The sequence below is a fragment of the Flavivirga aquimarina genome, assembly GCF_030540835.1.
Taxonomy (GTDB): Bacteria; Bacteroidota; Bacteroidia; order Flavobacteriales; family Flavobacteriaceae; genus Flavivirga; species Flavivirga aquimarina.
Genome location: NZ_JAUOEK010000072.1, coordinates 48,609 through 69,082, shown reverse-complemented (window position 1 = coordinate 69,082; position 20,474 = coordinate 48,609). Strand labels below are relative to the sequence as shown.

At 31.3% G+C, this 20,474-nt stretch carries 19 protein-coding genes; 14 read left to right on the top strand and 5 right to left on the bottom strand.

The window, feature by feature from the left end:
- The 4 genes from Q4Q35_RS06830 to Q4Q35_RS06815 all read right to left on the bottom strand — a co-directional run.
- Window positions 1-738, bottom strand: a 738-nt coding sequence (locus Q4Q35_RS06830) for an NHL repeat-containing protein (protein ID WP_303277207.1), incomplete at its 3' end; no start/stop codon positions are given.
- A 154-nt stretch (window positions 739-892) separates the two neighbouring features.
- Window positions 893-1,459 carry a Crp/Fnr family transcriptional regulator gene (locus Q4Q35_RS06825; RefSeq protein ID WP_303277206.1) on the bottom strand — a complete coding sequence of 189 codons (567 nt, stop codon included), beginning with the start codon at window positions 1,457-1,459 and terminating at the stop codon, window positions 893-895.
- 267 nt (window positions 1,460-1,726) lie between these two features.
- Entirely contained in the window at window positions 1,727-2,188 is a 462-nt protein-coding gene (locus Q4Q35_RS06820) for a T9SS type A sorting domain-containing protein (protein WP_303277205.1), read from the bottom strand.
- Window positions 2,189-2,849: 661 nt separating this feature from the next.
- The gene (locus Q4Q35_RS06815) at window positions 2,850-4,004 is read right to left on the bottom strand and encodes a DNA polymerase III subunit (protein ID WP_303277204.1); all 1,155 of its coding nucleotides are present in this window, start codon (window positions 4,002-4,004) and stop codon (window positions 2,850-2,852) included.
- Window positions 4,005-4,195: 191 nt separating this feature from the next.
- Here Q4Q35_RS06815 and Q4Q35_RS06810 point away from each other — a divergent pair, with 191 nt between their 5' ends.
- From Q4Q35_RS06810 to Q4Q35_RS06795, 4 genes are all read left to right on the top strand, one after another.
- On the top strand, window positions 4,196-5,251 hold the full coding sequence (locus Q4Q35_RS06810) for a DUF2652 domain-containing protein (RefSeq protein WP_303277203.1): 1,056 nt from the start codon (window positions 4,196-4,198) through the stop codon (window positions 5,249-5,251).
- Between the two features lie 232 nt (window positions 5,252-5,483).
- Window positions 5,484-6,671 (top strand): phosphoglycerate kinase, encoded by a 1,188-nt coding sequence (locus Q4Q35_RS06805; protein ID WP_303277201.1) that lies wholly within the window; start codon window positions 5,484-5,486, stop codon window positions 6,669-6,671.
- Between the two features lie 91 nt (window positions 6,672-6,762).
- Window positions 6,763-8,313, top strand: a complete 1,551-nt coding sequence (locus Q4Q35_RS06800; RefSeq protein ID WP_303277200.1) for a LysM peptidoglycan-binding domain-containing protein — start codon at window positions 6,763-6,765, stop codon at window positions 8,311-8,313.
- 74 nt (window positions 8,314-8,387) lie between these two features.
- Entirely contained in the window at window positions 8,388-9,392 is a 1,005-nt protein-coding gene (locus tag Q4Q35_RS06795) for a DUF4837 family protein (protein ID WP_303277199.1), read from the top strand.
- A 71-nt stretch (window positions 9,393-9,463) separates the two neighbouring features.
- Here Q4Q35_RS06795 and tatA read toward each other — a convergent pair whose 3' ends face one another.
- Window positions 9,464-9,646, bottom strand: coding sequence for a twin-arginine translocase TatA/TatE family subunit (gene tatA / locus Q4Q35_RS06790; RefSeq protein ID WP_303277198.1), 183 nt, complete (start codon window positions 9,644-9,646; stop codon window positions 9,464-9,466).
- A 116-nt stretch (window positions 9,647-9,762) separates the two neighbouring features.
- Between tatA and Q4Q35_RS06785 the strand changes: the two genes are divergently transcribed.
- Genes Q4Q35_RS06785 through Q4Q35_RS06740 form a run of 10 tightly spaced genes read left to right on the top strand, consistent with a single transcriptional unit; the run spans window position 9,763 to window position 20,474 of the window.
- Entirely contained in the window at window positions 9,763-10,629 is an 867-nt protein-coding gene (locus tag Q4Q35_RS06785; protein ID WP_303277197.1) for a M23 family metallopeptidase, read from the top strand.
- A 3-nt stretch (window positions 10,630-10,632) separates the two neighbouring features.
- Complete coding sequence (locus tag Q4Q35_RS06780) at window positions 10,633-12,126, top strand: GH3 auxin-responsive promoter family protein (RefSeq protein WP_303277196.1); 1,494 nt, start codon at window positions 10,633-10,635, stop codon at window positions 12,124-12,126.
- 37 nt (window positions 12,127-12,163) lie between these two features.
- Window positions 12,164-13,849 (top strand): DUF6909 family protein, encoded by a 1,686-nt coding sequence (locus Q4Q35_RS06775; protein ID WP_303277195.1) that lies wholly within the window; start codon window positions 12,164-12,166, stop codon window positions 13,847-13,849.
- Window positions 13,850-13,862: 13 nt separating this feature from the next.
- Complete coding sequence (locus Q4Q35_RS06770; RefSeq protein ID WP_303277194.1) at window positions 13,863-14,936, top strand: YveK family protein; 1,074 nt, start codon at window positions 13,863-13,865, stop codon at window positions 14,934-14,936.
- Window positions 14,937-14,939: 3 nt separating this feature from the next.
- A complete protein-coding gene (rfbB, locus tag Q4Q35_RS06765) occupies window positions 14,940-15,998 on the top strand; it encodes a dTDP-glucose 4,6-dehydratase (RefSeq protein WP_303277193.1) in 1,059 nt (352 codons plus the stop codon).
- Window positions 15,995-16,861, top strand: a complete 867-nt coding sequence (gene rfbA / locus Q4Q35_RS06760) for a glucose-1-phosphate thymidylyltransferase RfbA (RefSeq protein ID WP_303277192.1) — start codon at window positions 15,995-15,997, stop codon at window positions 16,859-16,861. The genes rfbB and rfbA overlap by 4 nt, the downstream gene beginning before the upstream one ends.
- Window positions 16,861-17,406: a dTDP-4-dehydrorhamnose 3,5-epimerase gene (rfbC, locus tag Q4Q35_RS06755; RefSeq protein WP_303277208.1), complete on the top strand. Its 546-nt coding sequence runs from the start codon at window positions 16,861-16,863 to the stop codon at window positions 17,404-17,406. The genes rfbA and rfbC overlap by 1 nt, the downstream gene beginning before the upstream one ends.
- On the top strand, window positions 17,403-18,260 hold the full coding sequence (rfbD, locus tag Q4Q35_RS06750; RefSeq protein WP_303277191.1) for a dTDP-4-dehydrorhamnose reductase: 858 nt from the start codon (window positions 17,403-17,405) through the stop codon (window positions 18,258-18,260). Before rfbC ends, rfbD begins: the two co-directional genes overlap by 4 nt.
- Window positions 18,261-18,290: 30 nt before the next feature.
- Window positions 18,291-19,409 (top strand): GDP-mannose 4,6-dehydratase, encoded by a 1,119-nt coding sequence (gene gmd, locus Q4Q35_RS06745; protein ID WP_303277190.1) that lies wholly within the window; start codon window positions 18,291-18,293, stop codon window positions 19,407-19,409.
- 6 nt (window positions 19,410-19,415) lie between these two features.
- Window positions 19,416-20,474 carry a GDP-L-fucose synthase family protein gene (locus Q4Q35_RS06740; protein ID WP_303277189.1) on the top strand — a complete coding sequence of 353 codons (1,059 nt, stop codon included), beginning with the start codon at window positions 19,416-19,418 and terminating at the stop codon, window positions 20,472-20,474.

Here is a 20,474-nt window from a genome sequence, read left to right as displayed (position 1 = left end):
TCCAACTGGACCATCTAATCCTGTTACTACATCTTCTGCTGTTGGTATAGCTACATTAATGTCTATTTTAGAGATTTTGTTACCATCTAATTCAGCAATAAATAAATCATCTCCATTAAGTACCATTCCAGCAGGCTCGTTCAATCTAACAGCTGCAAGGACTGGTGTTATTGGAATTGCTGCAGTAATATCTATTTTTGAAATACTATTGCCATAATATTCACTAATATACAAATCATGTCCGTAGAGTACTATGTCGAGAGGCCTATTCAATTCATCTGATGCTACAACCTCTTTTGTTGTTGGTATAGTTGCGTTAATGTCTATTTTAGAAATTTTGTGTCCAGTAGATTCAGCAACATATAAATCGTCTCCATTAAGTACCATTCCAGCTGGAGCATCCAACCCTGTTACTACGTCTTCTGCAATTGGCGTAGTTGCAGTAATGTCTATTTTAGAAATTTTATTTCCAGTAATTTCAGAAATATACAGGTCGGTTCCATTAAGTACCATGTCAAAAGGGCGACTTAATCCAATTATTACATCTGTTGGTGTTGGCGTGGTTGCATTAATGTCTATTTTAGAAATTTTACCTTCATCAATATCAGCAATGTACAAGTCATTTCCATAAAGTATCATTCCAGTTGGGCTATTAAATGCTACTACCTCTGTAGTTTGTGCGATAAGTTTAAAACAGCTTAGAAATATAACTGTGGTAAAAAAATAAATTTGCTTCATAATGTTTAAGGGGTTAAAATTGATAATTAAACTAATTTATATGGCTAAAATTTTAATAGTTTTAGGGTTAAGCAGAATCCTTTTTTAAAAGATTAAACCGCCTTATTTTTTATACGAAATTCCGATATTTAAATTTGTTTTTCGTTGATATAGATCAAGAACGTTTAGTAAGTTTTTTTCTAATTCTACTTACAGTTTCTGGGCTAATACTTAAACATGAAGCAATGTCATATTGAGGAATTTTATATAAAAGCCTTCTATTTGAGTTAAATAATTTTAAATACCTTTCTTCAGCATTTAAAAGTCTCAAGTCATCAAATTTTTTCTCTGCTAAGACATATAGATGTTCAGTGACTTTTTTCTCTATTTTACTAATGAATAAGTATTTATTAGATAGTTCTTCAAGTTTTTCACGATGGATTGTATGGATTGTACAATTCTCAATACAAATGATGTCTTTAGTGGATTTCTTTTTTGTTAAATAACTGCGGTAGTCTGCTACAAACTGATTTTCAAATATAAAATCATCAATGAGTTCTTTTTCTTTACCAATTGTGATACTTTTTAGGAGTCCTTTTTTTACAAAACCAATGGTATTACAAATGTCTCCATGTTTTAAAAAAATATCGCCTTTTGAGTATTCTTCTATATAAAATGAAGATGAAAGAATTTGAGCTTCGTTTTTTGTAATTTTAAAAGTGTCTATAAAAAAATTATTCATTTATCTATAATCATTTAATGAAGTATTATGTTTATCTCTAATTAGATAGGCTATGATGCTATCTGAAAAGAGTGAAACACGATTACTCTAACTTGTTACCGCTAGTTTTATTAATTCTTTTATGACTATGGGAGATTTGACTTATAAATCAGATAAGCAAAAATTAAAAGCAGGTTTTGTTTTATGTTATTATTTTATGAGGTTTAACAAATATAGGAACGATTGTAAACTGTAAAACCCTCTTTGTTTTTCTACTTTTTTTATAATTTATTCAATTATTAATTTTTTAGTGGCTTTCCCTTTATTAGTTATAACTTCTACATAATAAAGGCCTGTGGATAAGTTTGATGTATCAATGATTTCTTTTTTAGTGGATTTTATAAACTGACCTAAATTATTGTAGATAGAGATTTTCTCTAAGGCTAGCCCCTTGTTTAATTTAATGGTTGTTTCATTTTTAGCTGGATTTGGAGCCATGTTAAATTGAGATAGGACGAAAGAATCTGAGGATAGTAAAGTGCTTAAATTGTAAACGCGTACATGGCCAGAAAGATTTCCATTGTCACTATTATACGGTGCTCCAATAGCAAGTATAGAACCATCTTCAGAAAGCGATACACTATGGCCTGAAAAATCATCAGCGGCTTCCCCATTGATGTCAGAGCCTATTTGTGTCTGACCTAAACTAAAAAAAGGAATAAGTAAAATTAAGAATAGATTTTTTTTCATAATATTTAAGGGGTTAAAAAGGATTATTTAAATTGTTTTATTTTTTTTAAATTAACTTGAAACAAAATTAAGCAGGGTGAATGACAGCCCTATGTCAACTAGATTCAATTAATTTTATAAAATATTTTGAAAGATTATAAACATATTTTATAATCAGAATTTATGAAGTGTTCTTGCTTTTTCTTTGTTTTGACCATTATAACTTATCGACATTGATTAAGATTCCCTGTACTATTTAAGGTTATTTCTTTGCCAGTCGCAAATATACCTTGTGGCTAAAGGGTTCTGGTTTTAACGTGCAATCTGAAAATTGCTTGTTCAATTTTTCATTAAAAAGTTGATAGTGTTTTTCTATTTTATTTTTAATCATATGAATTGCTTTCATACAGCAAAGAAACATTCGGCATTTTTATTTTTCATCAACATATGTTGATGAAATAAATAAATACAATCTACAATGGTTTTATTTTATCTGTTTTAAAGTAATAATTTAAAGCCTCAATGAGAATAGTAATCAAATTAACGGGCAAAGATCGATGATAAAAATTATTCCAAATGGATTAAAACTTATCTATAAAGGATATATTGAAAAGTAATTGGTAGTTAGAATTTATCAGTACATATTTTAACAAGCTTATTTCAAAACATGTTTAGTTTATTATCATGAAGGTTTCTTATGGAGTAACCGGGTAAGCTTGATAGATAAATCGGTTAAAATAATTTTAGAATTACCATTACGTTCAATATGATAAATAGCGTCTTGAAGTTCGTCGCTAATTTCTAAAATATTATTGCCATGTATAAAAGGTGCAAAATTTTCTAGCTTAAACTTTGGGGCTTTAGGTTCTAAATAAACTAAATCTGTAGCATTGTAATTTAGTAGTAATGCCTGTCTAAAAAAATCTAAACAAAAATGTAAGAACTGCTTTTGTGTTTCTCGTCCAGTTTTTGCTATGTCTTCGCTCCAAGAAATAAGATCGTGTATCGCTGCTTTATTCCCTTTTGCTTTAAAAGCACTTCGAATCCAGAAAATAAACCATTCTTCAAATTGTAAATCTTCGGAATCTTGATATACCAAATCGCAGGCTTTATTATAATTTCCATTAGATTGATGTGCAATTTTGGTAGCAACGGCAATGTCTAAGCTATAGTTTTTAACTAAGGCATCTTTTATAACATCTTCTGCTAAAGGCGGAAAATGTAATATTTGGCAACGTGACCGTATGGTATTAATTATTTGCTCTTCATCTTCGGCAATAAGAATAAAAATAGTTTTGTTCGGCGGCTCTTCAATAAGCTTTAAAAGTTTGTTGGCACAGGCTATATTCATTTTTTCTGCCATCCATATAAGCATGACTTTATAACCGCCTTCGTAAGATTTTAGGGTTAAAGATTTTACAATATCATGTGCTTCGTCTACACCTATTTGTCCCTGCTTATTATCAACACCAAGTAGTTTGTACCAATCAAAAAGGTTTCCATAGGGCTGTTCTTTTAACAATTGGCGCCATTCTTCAAGATAATTGGCAGAAACAGGATGGCTTTTTGCTTTATCACTTGTAGTTACTGGAAAAGCAAAATGTAAATCGGGATGCGATATGTTTTTAAATTTTAGGTTGCAAGCTTCGTTCCCAGTTGTGTTTTCTCCGCCAGTATTCGCACATAATATATATTGGGCGTAAGCTAATGCCATTGGTAAAGTACCACATCCTTCATTTCCAACAAATAATTGTGCATGTGGTATTCTACCATTATCAACACTTTGCGTTAAATGATTTTTAATGTGATCTTGACCTAAAACATCTCCAAAAAGCATAAAACAAACCTACACATTTTTTATTAGATGTTAAAGTACTCGAACCATAAGTAAAGTATAATATTTTGTAGTGTATAAAATGATTTTTTTTATTGAGCAGGAAGCTTCCAGTTTTTAACATTGCGTTGTTGTAATAAATACAAAATAAATCGACTTATTTTTATACATTTAACAAACAGACATCAATTAAAATGACTCAAAACGCTATTCTTTTCATTCCTGATATTTCTGGGTTTACGGAGTTTGTACATCATACGGATATTAGCCATAGCAGGCATATCATTTCGGAGCTTTTGGAGTTATTGATTGATACTAATACTATGGACTTAGAATTAGCTGAAATTGAAGGTGATGCTTTGTTTATGTACAAGGTTGAAAATCAAGTTGATGTTTTAGATATTGAAAAACAAATTGAGGCGATGTACCTTGCTTTTCATACACATATTAAACGGTATGAATATCAACGTATTTGTCATTGTGGCGCCTGTTCCTCTGCGTATAATTTAAAAATTAAGTTTGTCGTGCATTATGGCGATATTGAATTTATAAAGGTTAAGGATTCTAAAAAGCCTTATGGAAGCCATGTGATACAAGTGCATCGGTTGCTTAAAAATGATATACCTTTAAAAGAGTATGCTCTTTTTACCGAAAATGTTCAACCTGTAAATGAACAGAATAAATTAATTGCAGAATACGATTTTGGCACTATTACCTTTTCATATAATTCGTTATCACATTTAAAAGAGAAACTTCCGGAAATTGAACCCGTTCCGAACGATGTTCCTAAGCATAAATTATTTGATGTTACCGAATTAGTAAAAACACCTATGCTAGAGCTTTATGAAGTTATTAGCAATTTTGATTATAGATTACTTTGGACAAAAGGTGTTAATAAATTAGAATATGAGAAAAATAAAGTGAATCGTTTAGGACAAAAACATAGATGTTTAGTAAATAAAAACCAGGAAGTAGAACAAACAACAATTACAAAATCAGGAAGTAAAGACCAACTCGTTTATGGAGAATCTACAACCAATTTGCCATTTATTAAGCGCTTGAGTGGTTATTTCATTCTGGAAGAAACAGAAAATAATGATACCAAATTGCAAGTTCAGGTTTTTGCAAATTTTAAGCCTTTAGGAATTATTATGAAACCTTTAATAAAGAAGAAATTAAAAATAGCTTTTTTAGAAAATCTCAAAGAACTTATTCTGCTTATAGACTCAGGATTTTCAACAAAAAAATAAAGAAACAATCCGTTTAATAAAAATCTTCACGTTCTATATCGTTTTCGTTAAAAAACAGGTTTTATAGCTGTTTTTAATTAGTTACATTTGTGTCTCAAATTAGTTAAAAACACACAAACAATATTTAAGTAAGACATTTATTGAGAATATGGTTTTAGTTTAAAAAACTATGAAGAATGTTACATATCAATACTGAGCAAAGGCGAAGTATAATAATATAAAAAACCAACAAATGAAAACGCTTAACGATTTTAATTTTGAAAATAAAAAAGCATTAATTCGCGTAGATTTTAATGTGCCTTTAAATGAAAACTTTGAAGTAACTGATGCTACAAGAATTGTATCGGCTAAACCAACTATCATTAAAATTTTAGAAGACGGTGGAAGCTGTATCTTAATGTCACATTTAGGACGACCAAAAGGATTTGAAGATGCCTTTTCATTAGGACATATTGCAGAAAAAGTTGAAGATATTTTAGGTGTTGAAGTAAAGTTTGTTAAAGATTGTATAGGTGATGAGGTAGAAGCAGCTGCCGCTAGTTTAGAACCCGGACAGGTTTTACTATTAGAAAACCTACGTTATTATAAAGAAGAAACAGTTGGAGATAAAGGCTTTGCAGAAAAACTATCTAAATTAGGAGATATTTATGTAAATGATGCCTTTGGTACCGCGCATAGAGCACATGCTTCTACAACAATTGTAGCAGGATTTTTTCCAGAAGATAAATGTTTTGGAAGCTTATTAGCACAAGAAATAGAGAGCATAGAAAAAGTTATGAAAACTGGAGAAAAACCAGTTTTAGCTATACTAGGAGGAGCTAAAGTGTCATCTAAAATTACGATTATAGAAAACATTTTAGATAAAGTAGACCATTTAATTATTGGTGGAGGTATGGCGTTTACCTTTGTTAAAGCCCAAGGCGGAAAAATTGGTAACTCTATTTGCGAAGATGATAAAATGCCATTGGCTTTAGATATTTTAAAACAGGCAAAAGAAAAAAATGTACAAGTGCATATTCCAGTTGATGTAGTTGCTGCCGATGATTTTAGTAATGATGCCAATACACAAATTTTAGATATAAATGATATTCCTAACGGATGGGAAGGTGTAGATGCCGGACCAAAATCGAGAGTGCAATTTCATGAGGTGGTTATGCAATCTAAAACAATACTTTGGAACGGCCCATTAGGCGTTTTCGAAATGGAAAGTTTTGCTGGTGGGACTATAGCATTAGGAGATTCTATTGCAGAAGCTACTAAGAATGGTACATTTTCATTAGTAGGTGGTGGAGATTCTGTAGCTGCTGTTAAACAATTTGGCTTTGAAGAAAAGGTGAGTTATGTAAGCACAGGAGGAGGCGCCATGTTAGAAAGTTTAGAAGGCAAAACCTTACCGGGCATAGCAGCCATCTTAGAATAATTTCTAAGTTAAATTGTCATTAGCTTTCAAATTAGCTTAAAAAATACGATTTTAGCCATAGTATCGTTCAATAATTAACTGAATAGATTTTATGGCTTTTCGTTTTCTTACAACTATATTTTTCCTATGTATTGGAACATGTTTTTCGCAAGTTCAAGATTCTGTGACTTCACAGAAGAAGCAAGTTAAAGACTCTCTAATTGATGGGGCATCTCATGTAGTTAAATCTATAGAAGTAGTAGACAGCACCTCAATAAAAAATTTACAAGATAATGAGCTTGCTGCAAAATTAGACGAAAAATGGTTTGAAGAGTTGTATAGCAATAGCTTATTTGACACTATATATAAGTCAGTTTCGGAGCTAACTTTTGAAGCTGTTGATTATCCTGAGCTTCCCACCGATACATTAAAAGCACGTTTAAAAGAATTAGATGCCAGAACTCCTTTTAATGTGGCATATAATCCGGCGTTAGAAAGTGTTATTAAATCCTATTTAAAGCATAGAAGAAAGTCTATTCAAAAATTAATCACGTTAAGTGCTTTTTATTTTCCAATGTTTGAGCGAGAGCTCGATAACCATGATATTCCTTTAGAAATAAAATATTTAGCTATCGTAGAATCTGCACTAAAACCCAGAGCGAAATCCAGAGTAGGTGCAACAGGTTTGTGGCAGTTTATGTTTAGTACAGGTAAAATGTATGGTTTAGATGTAAGTAGTTATGTAGATGAGCGTAGCGATCCAATTAAATCTACAGAAGCAGCCTCAAAATACTTGTCGAAACTCTATGAAATTTTTGGAGACTGGGATTTAGCTTTAGCAGCCTATAATTCGGGGCCAGGGAATGTTACAAAAGCGATAAGACGTTCAGGTGGGTATCAGAATTACTGGAATATAAGACATAATCTGCCACGTGAAACTGCAGGGTACTTACCAGCATTTTTAGCAAATATGTACATTTTTGAATACGCGAAAGAACATGGTTTTAAACAAGGAAAACCAGAAAGAGCCTATTTTGAAACAGATACTATTAGAGTAAAACATATGATTACTCTTGATCAAGTTTCAGAAGTTACAGGTACTCCAATTGAAGAACTTCAATTTTTAAATCCATCATATAAATTAGATATTATTCCAATTATTAAAGGCGAAAATTATGTCTTAAGATTACCTATTGATGTTATTGGGAATTTTGTTAATAATGAAGAAAAAATTTATGCGTTTGCTAAGGCAGAATTCGACAAACGCGAAAAACCACTCCCTCAATTTTTTAATGCAACAGATAGAGTACGCTATAAAGTAAGGTCCGGCGATTATCTGGGAAAAATATCCAGAAGATATGGCGTTAGGGTTAGTGACATAAAAAGGTGGAATGGTTTAAGAAGTAATAACTTAAGAATAGGACAGCGCTTAACTATTTATCCAAGAAAACCTTATGTTGCTCCACTAACTTCTAAAAAAGTACCAACAAAAGCTAAACCTATTTCTGGCGATGTAATTACATATATTGTTGAAAGCGGAGATTCATTATGGAGTATCTCACAAAAATTTCCTGGAGTTTCTGTTCAAAATATTAAAGATTGGAATGGTATTAGTGGTAATAAATTAAAACCCGGAATGAAACTTAAAATATCAAAAGGTTAAATTCCAAAAACCAAAACAGTTATACTTACCGTCAGGCAGGTCTGATCTTATAAAACAATAAAAAAATTAAACAGATGAAACATATTCTTTTTTTAGTATCATTATTATTTATTTTTTCTTGTGAAAACAAAAAATCTTCGAACGAGAGACTTATACCAGATGCTTCTGGAGCGATTAATAGCGTATCGATTGTTGCAGAGAATGACTTGTGGAAAGGCAGTGTGGGAGAAGCTATAAGATCGGTGCTTGCTAAGCCCATTTATGGATTGCCACAAGATGAACCAACATTTACAATGAGTCAAATCCCTCCTTCTGTTTTTTCTGGATTTGTGACAAAAAACAGGACGGTTTTAAAAATAGAAACTAACAAAGAAAAAGGTATAAAAATCGCTAATAATGTTTATGCAAAACCACAAAAAGTTATAGTAATTTCAGGTAAAAGAAAACAAGATATTATTGATGTAGTAAAAGAAAATGGAGATAAAATAATTGAAACTTTTAGAAATATGGAGATTGCTGAAAGGCAACGCCAAATGAGTAAATCAATACATAGTTTTACATCAATTAAAGAAAAGTTAGGATTGACAATTGAATTTCCATCTATATATAAAATTGCTAAGGAGACTGATAATTTCTTTTGGTTTAGAAAAGATATTACAACAGGGCATTCGCATTTAATGATTTATGAATTGCCTTTTGAAGCTTTAAAAAAGAATGATAGTACTGTTATGCAGATAATTAAAATTAGAGACTCTATTGGGAAAATGTATTTTAAAGGACGATTAGATGAAACTGTAGATGCTGATGGAAATACAATTAATTCTTTTATGGTTACAGAAGATGCATATACACCTTTTTCTGGTGAAATTATTTTAGATAATAAACCAGCTTTTGAAACCAAAGGTGTTTGGGAATTAACTAATGATTTTATGGGAGGTCCATTTATTAATTATACTATTGAGGATAAAATAAACAAACGATGGATAGGTGTTGAAGGGTTTATATTTGCACCATCTGTAGAGAAACGAAACTATATGTTGGAGTTAGAAGCTATTATTAAATCTATTAAAATTGATTAAGTCAAATAAATAACTTTCAAATAATAAAAAAATCCGAAGTTATTAACTTCGGATTTTTTTATTAAAAGCAATTATTCTTTTTTATCTTCTTTTGGTTCTTCTTCTTTACTAGCGTCTTTAAATTCTTTAATACCGCTACCTAGACCTTTCATCAATTCAGGAATCTTTTTTCCTCCAAATAATAGTAAAACAACAACAGCAATTAAAACTATTTGAGGCCAACCAACAAGTAATGGTAACATATATAAACTCATAATAATTATTTTATAGTGCAAAGTTAATAATTAATGTTTAATAATACCGTTTTAAGCATAACTTTAGTACAAAGACAAATTAGGTCTTGTAATAATTTTATTTAATTTTGCTCTAAATGGAAGAAAAGAAGAAACCTAAAAAGATAAAGCGAAAATTATTAGACAAGTATCGGCTGGTAATACTTAATGAAAACACATTCGAAGAACGTTTGTCGTTTAAATTAACACGGTTAAATGTTTTTGTTTTAAGTTCTTCTCTAGCTGTCTTTTTAATAGCTTTCACATATATATTAATAGCCTATACGGCACTTAGGGAATATATCCCGGGGTATTCATCAACAGCTTTAAAAAAGCAAGCCACTGAGTTAAATTACAAAACAGATTCTTTGCAGCGGGTTATAGCTATGAATGAACTATATTATACGTCGATAAAAAAAGTGTTAAAAGGCGATGTAAGTGCAAGTGATTTTAATAAAGATTCGATTATAGAAGCTGTTAGGACTGAAGCGAGTGAAGTTGACTTAGCGCCTATATCAGAAGATTCTATTTTAAGAGATAAAATAGATAAAGAAGACAAATACAATTTATTTGAGTCTGCTACATCATCAGCTAATTTTGTGTTATTCCCACCTGCAAATGGTACTATAAGCGAGCCTTATAATTTAAAAGAAAAACATTTTGCTGTAGATATTGTGCTAGCAAAAGATACACCTATAAAAGCAACAGCAGACGGCATTGTGATTTTTGCAGAATGGACAGCCAGCACAGGATATGTTATTATTATAGAACATAGTTATGGATTAATTTCTATTTATAAACACAATGCAGCACTAACAAAAATACAAGGCGATTTGGTTAAAGCAGGAGAAGTTATTGCTACAGCAGGAAATACAGGAGAGTTATCAACAGGGCCTCATTTGCATTTTGAGCTATGGAATGATGGTTACCCTATTAATCCAACAAATTTTATAGATTTTAAATAATAGATGATATCATTAAAATCAGCTCTTGCAAAACCATTTGCAAGACGTATTTATAAAAACATTCAAAAATGGGCGAACAACCCAGTTGAGACACAAGATAAGGTGTTTCAAAGCTTAATTTCAAAAGCCACAGGAACCACGTTTGGAAAAGACCATGATTTCGTAAGCATAAATTCTCATGAAGATTTTATTAATAAAGTTCCAATTCGAGATTACGAGGGGCTTAGACCGTATGTAGAAAAAGTAGTAGCAGGAGAAAAAGATATTCTTTGGAAAGGAAAACCTATTTATTTTGCTAAAACATCAGGAACAACTTCAGGATCAAAATATATTCCTATAACTAAAGAAAGCATGCCTAGTCATATTGAGGCAGCTCGAAATGCTATATTAATGTATATTTATGAAACAGGAAATAGTAAATTTGTAGACGGAAAAATGATTTTTCTTCAGGGAAGCCCTGTCCTAAATGAGCAAAATGGCATACAATTAGGGAGACTTTCTGGTATTGTAGCGCATTATGTTCCTAAATATCTTCAAAAAAACAGATTACCGTCATGGGAAACCAATTGTATTGAAGATTGGGAAACAAAAGTAGATGCTATTGTTGAAGAAACATTACCTGAGAATATGACTATTATCTCCGGCATTCCTTCCTGGGTTCAAATGTATTTTGAAAAACTTCAACAAAAAACAGGTGAAAGAGTAGGCGATGTTTTTAAGAATTTTAATTTATTCATTTTTGGCGGAGTGAATTATGAACCTTATAGAGCCAAGTTTGAAAACTTAATAGGAAGAAAGGTTGATAGTATAGAATTATATCCAGCCAGTGAAGGCTTTTTTGCATTTCAAGACACTCAAAAAGAAAAAGGCATGTTGCTTCAGCTGAACTCTGGAATCTTTTATGAGTTTGTTAAAGCGGATGAGTTCTTCGATGACAATCCTAAAAGAATTACCATTAAAGATGTTGAAATTGGCGTAAACTATGTGATGATTATTTCTACGAATGCTGGTCTTTGGGCATATAATATTGGGGATACCGTTCAGTTTACTTCAACCAAACCTTATAGGGTTATTGTTTCCGGACGTATAAAACATTTTATTTCGGCTTTCGGAGAACATGTCATAGGTAAAGAAGTGGAACAAGCAATGCAAGAAGCCCTTTTAGATTCAAGTATTAGTGTCTCTGAGTTTACGGTGGCCCCTCAAATAAATCCAAAAGAAGGATTACCATACCATGAATGGTTTATAGAATTTGAAAATGAACCTGAAGATATTTTGTACTTAGCTAAAAAAATTGATGAGTCGCTTCAAAAACAAAACTCATATTATTTCGATTTAATAGATGGTAAAGTGCTGCAATCTCTTAAAATAACTAAGGTTAAAAAAGGAGGTTTCCAAGAGTATATGAAATCCATTGGAAAATTGGGAGGACAAAATAAACTGCCAAGATTATCGAATGATAGAAAAATAGTTGAACAGTTTCCTCGTAAGAATTAAGCTAAATAATACTATCTTTGGGGAGAAAAAAAGGCAAATGAGTAATAAAAAGCATCATTCTAGAACGAGAGCTCAGGAAAGCTCTAACGCTATTGAGAGGATGTATATAACTATGCGTCATTTGTTTAATAGAGGGTTTTATAAGCCTATGGGTATTTCGGGAGAAACTTTACGACAGTCTTTATTGCTTTTACGCCCAGAAATATATGGATCAATAGGAGAAGAAAAAGCCGAATTAGAAGGGTTACTTTATGTAATAGATAGACTTCCTACTGGAATTGAAGAGTGTACTTTTATTAATTTAACGAGTGATGAAGGTTATGGGAATTCTCATTTTAAGCCTATAATTCCAGAAAAAAGACGTCGAAATTGCTATAGAATTGATGCAGAACAAATGAATATTGAGATTACTCGAGGAAGGTCGGAAATCTACGATATTTTAACGCACCTTACATTTCTTTTTATAGAGTCTCATAAAATAAGTAGTCGTGTTTTAATTAATGAAGAAGGTGTAACAACAAGGGATTGGATAAAGCTTGAAAAAGCCGTTTTATCAAAAAAGAAACTTTCGCAGGATGAGCGCGAAGTTGCCATAACTCATGCCGCTAATATATTAGGCAGAACGTTTAATGAATTAAGATCTGTTTATGATGAGTTTGCCACGCCTTCACAACCGGAAAGATTTCTTCATATAGTATATTGGTTAGGTAAATTAGCCATAGAAGAACAAATACACAATAATAAAAGAACTGTAACATTTAGCCCTGTTCTAAGAGAACGGATAGGGCATCATATACATGGAGAAATTTGGGCAGATACCATAAAGGAAACTTTGTTTAAAAATGATTTATTGGAAAGACCGATACATATAATAAGTGCCAATATGCATAGCGTTATGAATACGCTTTTTGCATCAAATGCTTTAAAAATAAAGATGCCTAAAAAAGATATTTTTGAGGTATATGAGTCTTTGAGCAAGAAAGAAAATGAAGGGCTTCGAAATAAAGTAACTAAAGAAGCGTTACCCCAAGGAATGATTTATATTAAAGACACATCTGGAACTAATGTGGATGTTCAGATTTTCGATACCAGTAAAATAGATGCTTCAAAAACAGATATTGAAATTAATGAAAATGTATTAAAACAAAAAAAACCTGTTATATTAGTGATGGATTATGCTTTTGGAGAGCAAGCATATGAAACCATTGACGAGTTATTGAAACCATATAATAAGGATAAGAAAATGCATTTGAATGTAGAATCGATATCCATTATGGGTAAAGCAGGTATTTTAGAAGGTGGTAAAGGAGATATTATGATTCCTTCGGCACATATTTTTGAAGGTACTGCCGATAATTACCCGTTTACAAATGAGCTTAAAAAAGAAGATTTAGAAGGACAAGGCGTCGATATTTACGAAGGATCTATGATTACTGTTTTAGGGACATCATTACAAAATAAAGACATTTTGAAATTCTTTTATAATTCGACTTGGCAGGTGATAGGATTGGAAATGGAAGGAGCACATTATCAAAAGGCGATACAAGCAGCTTCAAAAGTTAGAGGAAGTATTAGTCCCAATGTAAAAGTAAGATATGCTTATTATGCCAGTGATAACCCCTTGGAAACAGGAGCTACACTTGCTTCGGGAGGCTTAGGGACTTCTGGGGTTAGACCAACATATTTAATAACAAGAACGATATTAAAACAAATACTTAATTAATATATGAATACTTATGAGTAAAGATTTGCCACAACCACCACAGCAGTCTGAAGAAGTAGATTTAGGACAACTTTTTAAGCTAATAGGGAATGTTTTTAGCAATTTCTTTCGCTTTATAGGGAGCATTTTCAATAAGCTTTTTTTAGCATTTGTCTGGCTGGTGTTTTTTGTAAAAAAACATGTTTTAAAATTAGCAATAGCTGGCATTGTTGGAGTTATTTTGGGAATAGTGTTGGAAAAAACGTCTGAACCTGTTTATAAATCTTCTATTACAGTAAAACAGAACTATAATACAGGAGAGAATTTATATAACGTGATTGACTATTATAATGATTTAATAAAACAAGATGTAAATATTTTAAAGACTGTTTTAGGTGTTAAATCAGAAGAAGCAGAATCTATTCTAAATTTTGAAATAGAGCCTACTATTAGTGAAAACCAAAAACTTCAAGAGTTCCATGCGTATCTTAAAACACTTGATACATCATTAACAAAAATATTAGATTATAAAACCTTTTTGAAAAACTCAAAAGATTACCATCACCAATATCAACAAATAACTATTAAAGCTAAAGAGCGAAATAATTTTAAGACCGTATTTCATAAGATTATTTCGAATATTAATTCAAATGTATATTTTAAACAAGAACAGGAAAAAGATTTAAGGGAATTAAAAGCGCAGGCTTCAGCAATTTTTAAAGGATTAATTAAATCGGATACATTATTAGCTGTTTACCAAAAAGCCATAGTAAAATCAGCAGAAAATAATAATGATTCTCAGACCCAAATTACTATAGCTAATAAAGGGAATCAAAGCTCTACCAAAGAATTTGAACTTTATAATAAAGATTTAGAACTAAGGCGAGAATTAGTTGAAATTGAGAGAGAAATAGCTGATAAGAAACATATCATTGAAATCACATCTAGTAAACAAGATAGTGGAACAATAGATGATAAAAAAGAATTATTTGGTATTATGATAAGTCCAAAGTTATTCTATGCGATTATATTGACTATGTTCACGTTTATAGTTTTATTAGGATTTAACGTTGTTAAATTTTTAGAACGCTATAAAGATAAAATATAATAAATGACGATTTTAATAACTGGAGGAGCTGGGTTTATAGGATCTCATTTAGTAAGACTTTTTGTAGAAAAGTACCCAAATTACAATATTTTTAATATTGATGCACTTACTTACGCAGGCAACTTAGAAAATTTAAAAGATATAGAAAGCAGGTCAAATTATTCATTTATAAAAGGAGATATTACCAATGGTGATTTCATAAATGAGTTGTTTGAGAAATATAAATTCGATGCAGTTATACATTTAGCAGCAGAATCTCATGTTGATAGATCTATTAAAGATCCGCTTGCATTTGTTAAAACAAATGTTATCGGTACTGTAAATCTTTTAAATGCTTTTAAAAGTTGTTGGAGAAACAATTTCGAAAAGAAACTTTTTTACCATATAAGTACGGATGAGGTTTATGGTACGTTAGGTAAAACGGGGTTGTTTACAGAAACTACTTCTTATGACCCTAATTCACCCTACTCTGCTTCAAAAGCAAGTTCAGATCATTTTGTAAGAGCATATGGGGAGACTTATGATATGCCTTATATTATTACTAATTGTTCGAATAATTATGGGCAGAATCAGTTCCCTGAAAAATTAATCCCATTGTTTATTAATAATATTATTCATAAAAAACAGCTTCCTGTTTATGGAGATGGAAACTATACCAGAGATTGGTTATATGTTAAAGATCATGCCATTGCAATCGATTTGGTATTTCATAAAGGAAAAATTTCTGAAACATATAATATAGGTGGTTTTAATGAATGGAAGAATATTGACCTTGTGAAGTTATTATGTCGACAAATGGATGAAAAACTTGATCGTACCATAGGTAGTTCGGAAAAACTAATAACTTTTGTTAAGGATAGACCTGGTCATGATTTAAGATATGCTATTGATGCATCAAAAATAAAAAACGAATTAGGTTGGAAGCCATCTGTTAATTTTGAAGAAGGTTTAAAAAGAACGATTGATTGGTATTTAAACAATGAAGATTGGTTAAATAATATAACTAGTGGAAATTATCAATCATACTATGAAAAACAATATAATAATTTAGCTATCGAATGAAAGGAATTATATTAGCCGGAGGTTCAGGAACACGATTACATCCATTAACTTTGTCAATAAGCAAACAGCTAATGCCTATTTACGATAAGCCAATGATTTATTATCCGCTTTCTACATTAATGTATGCCGGAATTCGTGAAATATTAATTATATCTACACCTAAAGACTTGCCTTTATTCAAGGATTTACTTGGTGATGGTAAAAAATATGGTTGTTCTTTTCAATATGCTACGCAAGATGCACCAAACGGTTTGGCAGAAGCCTTTATTATAGGAGAAGAATTTATTGGAAAAGATAAAGTAGCTTTAATTTTAGGAGATAATATCTTCTATGGTTCAGGGCTTTCTAAACTTTTACAGAACAATAATGACCCAGACGGAGGAGTAATATATGCTTATAGAGTACATGACCCAGAGCGTTATGGTGTTGTTGATTTTGATAAAAATGGACAGGCAATATCTATAGAAGAAAAACCAGATAACCCTAAGTCAAATTTTGCTGTTCCAGGAATTTATTTTTATGATAATAATGTTGTGGAAATAGCAAAAAACATAAAGCCAAGCTCAAGAGGAGAGCTTGAGATTACAGATGTAAATAGAAAATATCTTGAAGCAGGTAAATTAAATGTTAGTATTTTAGATAGAGGAACTGCATGGTTAGATACAGGGACTTTTCAATCTTTAATGCAGGCATGTCAATTTGTTGAAGTGATTGAAGAACGACAAGGTTTAAAAATTGGTTCTATTGAAGTTGCGGCTTTTGAAATGGAATACATTAATGAAGCCAAATTTAAAAGATTAGCAAAACCATTGCTTAAAAGTGGTTATGGGTCGAACCTTTTGGGGCTGTTGAATAATAAATGATGACAATAAAAGAAACTAAATTAAACGGGTGTTTTATAATAGAGCCTGAGATTTTTGAAGACAATAGAGGTTATTTTTTTGAAATATTTAATGCAAAAACTTTTAATGAATTAACAGGAATAAATGTGAGTTTTGTTCAGGATAATGAATCAAAATCATCTAAAGGCGTACTAAGAGGTCTACATTATCAAATTGGAGAGCATGCGCAAGCTAAATTAGTCAGGGTAGTAAAAGGTAAATTGTTAGATGTTGCTGTAGATTTAAGAAAGGACTCTCCAACGTTTGGAGAGCATATTATTATTGAGCTTTCGGAAGATAATAAAGTACAACTATTTATTCCTCGTGGATTTGGGCATGGATTTATTGTTTTAGAAGATCATACTATTTTTTCATATAAATGTGATAATTTTTACAATAAAGCTGCCGAAGGAGGCATCATTTTTAATGATAAAGACCTGAATATTGATTGGAAATTAGATGAAAGGGAATTCATAGTTTCCGAAAAGGACTTGGAATTACCAACTTTTAAAAAAGCTGATTTATGATAAATGTTTTGGTTACAGGAAGTAACGGACAATTAGCAAATTGTATAAAAGATATTGAAAAGCAATATGATAATTTAAATTTTATATATACAGATTATCAAGAGTTAGATATTTGTGATTTGGATCAGATACGGATTTTTTTTGAATCCAATGAGAAAATAGATTACTGTATCAATTGTGCAGCATATACAGATGTAGATAGTGCCGAAAAAGACAAAGCAAATGCTTATGAGATTAATGCTCTAGGAGCAAAAAAATTAGCAACTGTTTGTATTTCATATAAAACAGTACTAATTCACATTTCTACCGATTTTGTTTTTGATGGAGAAAAAACAGATCCTTATAATGAGTTAGAGCAACCAAACCCTTTAAGTGTTTATGGAAATACAAAATTGAAAGGTGAAATAGAAATAAAACAGATTCTTAAACGCTACATTATAATAAGAACGTCTTGGTTGTATTCAGAGCATGGGAATAATTTTGTGAAGACTATGTTAAGACTTTCAAAGGATAAAAAAGAGTTAAGTATAATAAGTGATCAAGTAGGAACACCAACTTATGCAGGAGATTTGGCGGTAGTAATATTAAATATTATAAGAGAAACTCCCCAAAGTTATGGAACCTATCATTATAGCAATTTAGGTTCAATAAGCTGGTTTGATTTTGCAAAAGCCATTTTTGAAGAAAGTAAAATAGCTATTAAGCTAACACCAATAAAGACCAAAGATTATCTTACACTTGCAAAACGCCCATTGTATAGTGTTTTAGATAAAACGAAAATCAATAAAACATTTAACATTGAAATTCCTCATTGGAAAGAGAGTTTAAAAAAAACGTTATCAAGATTAAACTAATGTTAAATTTTGAATAAAACCATTTAAAAAATGAAAAATAAAATAGCTCTAATAACAGGAGTAACAGGACAAGATGGTGCTTATTTAAGTGAGTTTTTACTTAAGAAGGGATATGAGGTACATGGTATAAAGAGAAGGTCATCTTTATTTAATACAGACAGGATAGATCACTTATACCAAGACCCTCATGTTGAGGATAGAAATTTCTTTTTGCATTATGGTGATTTAACCGATAGTACCAACTTAACAAGAATTATACAGGAAGTCCAACCTGATGAAATTTATAATTTAGCCGCCATGAGTCATGTGCACGTTTCATTTGAAATGCCAGAATATACTGCTAATGCGGATGGAATAGGTACTTTGAGACTATTAGAAGCGATAAGGTTTTTAGGGTTGGAAAAAAAGACAAGAATATATCAAGCATCTACTTCAGAGCTTTATGGAAAAGTTCAAGAAGTACCTCAAACCGAAACAACACCATTTTATCCAAGAAGCCCTTATGCAGTTGCAAAAATGTATGCTTATTGGATAACTGTAAATTATAGAGAAGCGTATGGTATTTATGCTTGTAATGGTATTTTGTTTAATCACGAATCACCTATAAGAGGGGAAACTTTTGTAACGAGAAAAATCACTAGGGCAACTTCAAGAATAGCTTTAGGTTTGCAGGATAAAATATATTTAGGGAACCTTGATGCCCAAAGGGACTGGGGGCATGCCAAAGACTATATAAGAATGATGTGGTTGATACTTCAGGCAGATAAAGCAGAAGATTGGGTAATTGCTACTAATAAAACAACAACAGTTAGAGATTTTGTAAAAATGAGTTTTGCTCATATTGGAATGGAATTAGAGTTTAAAGGAACAGGTTCAGATGAAAAAGGTTATGTGAAATCTTGTTCACATTCTGAATATCAACTAGAAATAGGAAAAGAAGTCATAGCCGTTGACCCGAAATATTATAGACCTACAGAGGTAGACTTATTGATAGGAGATGCTACAAAGGCAAAAGAAAAACTTGGTTGGGTGCCCAAATATGATTTGGAAGCTTTAGTTGAAGATATGATGACAAGCGACCTTAAGCTAATGAAGCAACAGCAATTCCTTAAAGATGGAGGATATAGGATCAATAACTACTTTGAATAAATCTATATGGAAAAAAATACCAAGATTTATGTTGCGGGACACAGGGGGCTTGTAGGAAGTGCCATTCTAGAAAACTTAAAAGACAAGGGGTACACTAATATAATTACTAGGACTCATAAGGAGCTTGATTTAACAGTGCAGGCAAATGTTGCTCATTTTTTTGAAAAAGAAAAACCAGATTTTGTTTTTTTAGCAGCGGCAAAAGTAGGAGGCATAGTTGCAAATAACATATATAGAGCAGATTTTATTTATGATAATATGATGATACAGAATAATGTCATTCATCAAAGTTATGTTCATGGGGTTAAAAAATTGTTGTTTTTAGGAAGCACTTGCATTTACCCCAAGAATGCACCGCAGCCTATGAAAGAAGATTGTTTGTTGACAGATACCTTAGAATATACCAACGAACCCTATGCCATTGCAAAAATTGCAGGTATAAAAATGTGTGAAAGCTATAATTTGCAATACGGAACAAACTTTATTTCCGTAATGCCTACTAATTTATATGGTCCTAACGATAATTTTGATTTAGAAAAATCCCATGTGCTTCCTGCATTAATTAGAAAAATTCATTTGGCTAAACTTTTATCTGAGTCTAAATTTGATGAGATCTTAACAGATTTAGATGTTAATACCATAAGTCAAGCAGAGATGTATCTCACTAGCTTTGGGGTTACGGAAAACAGTGTTGAAATTTGGGGTACTGGAAAACCAAAACGAGAGTTTTTGTGGTCTGAAGATATGGCCGATGCATGCGTTTTTATAATGGAAAATAGAGATTTTGTGGATACCTATGGTGGTGCTAAAAATGAAATTAGGAATACTCATATAAACATTGGTACAGGGATAGATATCTCAATTAAGGACTTAGCTGAAACTATTAAAAAAGTTATTGGTTTTCATGGAGAACTGACCTTTAATACTGAAAAGCCTGATGGAACTATGAAAAAACTAACCGATGTTTCTAAGTTAAACAGTTTAGGTTGGAAATATCGAACAGACCTTGAAACTGGCGTTAAGAAAATGTATAATTGGTTTTTGAATCATTATGAATCAAAATAG

Bases quoted from the DNA above. Each gene is read 5' to 3' on its own strand.
- Q4Q35_RS06825 (WP_303277206.1), bottom strand. From the start codon at position 1,459: ATGAATAATTTTTTTATAGACACTTTTAAAATTACAAAAAACGAAGCT.
- Q4Q35_RS06820 (WP_303277205.1), bottom strand. From the start codon at position 2,188: ATGAAAAAAAATCTATTCTTAATTTTACTTATTCCTTTTTTTAGTTTA.
- Q4Q35_RS06815 (WP_303277204.1), bottom strand. From the start codon at position 4,004: ATGCTTTTTGGAGATGTTTTAGGTCAAGATCACATTAAAAATCATTTA.
- Q4Q35_RS06810 (WP_303277203.1), top strand. From the start codon at position 4,196: ATGACTCAAAACGCTATTCTTTTCATTCCTGATATTTCTGGGTTTACG.
- Q4Q35_RS06805 (WP_303277201.1), top strand. From the start codon at position 5,484: ATGAAAACGCTTAACGATTTTAATTTTGAAAATAAAAAAGCATTAATT.
- Q4Q35_RS06800 (WP_303277200.1), top strand. From the start codon at position 6,763: ATGGCTTTTCGTTTTCTTACAACTATATTTTTCCTATGTATTGGAACA.
- Q4Q35_RS06795 (WP_303277199.1), top strand. From the start codon at position 8,388: ATGAAACATATTCTTTTTTTAGTATCATTATTATTTATTTTTTCTTGT.
- tatA (WP_303277198.1), bottom strand. From the start codon at position 9,646: ATGAGTTTATATATGTTACCATTACTTGTTGGTTGGCCTCAAATAGTT.
- Q4Q35_RS06785 (WP_303277197.1), top strand. From the start codon at position 9,763: ATGGAAGAAAAGAAGAAACCTAAAAAGATAAAGCGAAAATTATTAGAC.
- Q4Q35_RS06780 (WP_303277196.1), top strand. From the start codon at position 10,633: ATGATATCATTAAAATCAGCTCTTGCAAAACCATTTGCAAGACGTATT.
- Q4Q35_RS06775 (WP_303277195.1), top strand. From the start codon at position 12,164: ATGAGTAATAAAAAGCATCATTCTAGAACGAGAGCTCAGGAAAGCTCT.
- Q4Q35_RS06770 (WP_303277194.1), top strand. From the start codon at position 13,863: ATGAGTAAAGATTTGCCACAACCACCACAGCAGTCTGAAGAAGTAGAT.
- rfbB (WP_303277193.1), top strand. From the start codon at position 14,940: ATGACGATTTTAATAACTGGAGGAGCTGGGTTTATAGGATCTCATTTA.
- rfbA (WP_303277192.1), top strand. From the start codon at position 15,995: ATGAAAGGAATTATATTAGCCGGAGGTTCAGGAACACGATTACATCCA.
- rfbC (WP_303277208.1), top strand. From the start codon at position 16,861: ATGACAATAAAAGAAACTAAATTAAACGGGTGTTTTATAATAGAGCCT.
- rfbD (WP_303277191.1), top strand. From the start codon at position 17,403: ATGATAAATGTTTTGGTTACAGGAAGTAACGGACAATTAGCAAATTGT.
- gmd (WP_303277190.1), top strand. From the start codon at position 18,291: ATGAAAAATAAAATAGCTCTAATAACAGGAGTAACAGGACAAGATGGT.
- Q4Q35_RS06740 (WP_303277189.1), top strand. From the start codon at position 19,416: ATGGAAAAAAATACCAAGATTTATGTTGCGGGACACAGGGGGCTTGTA.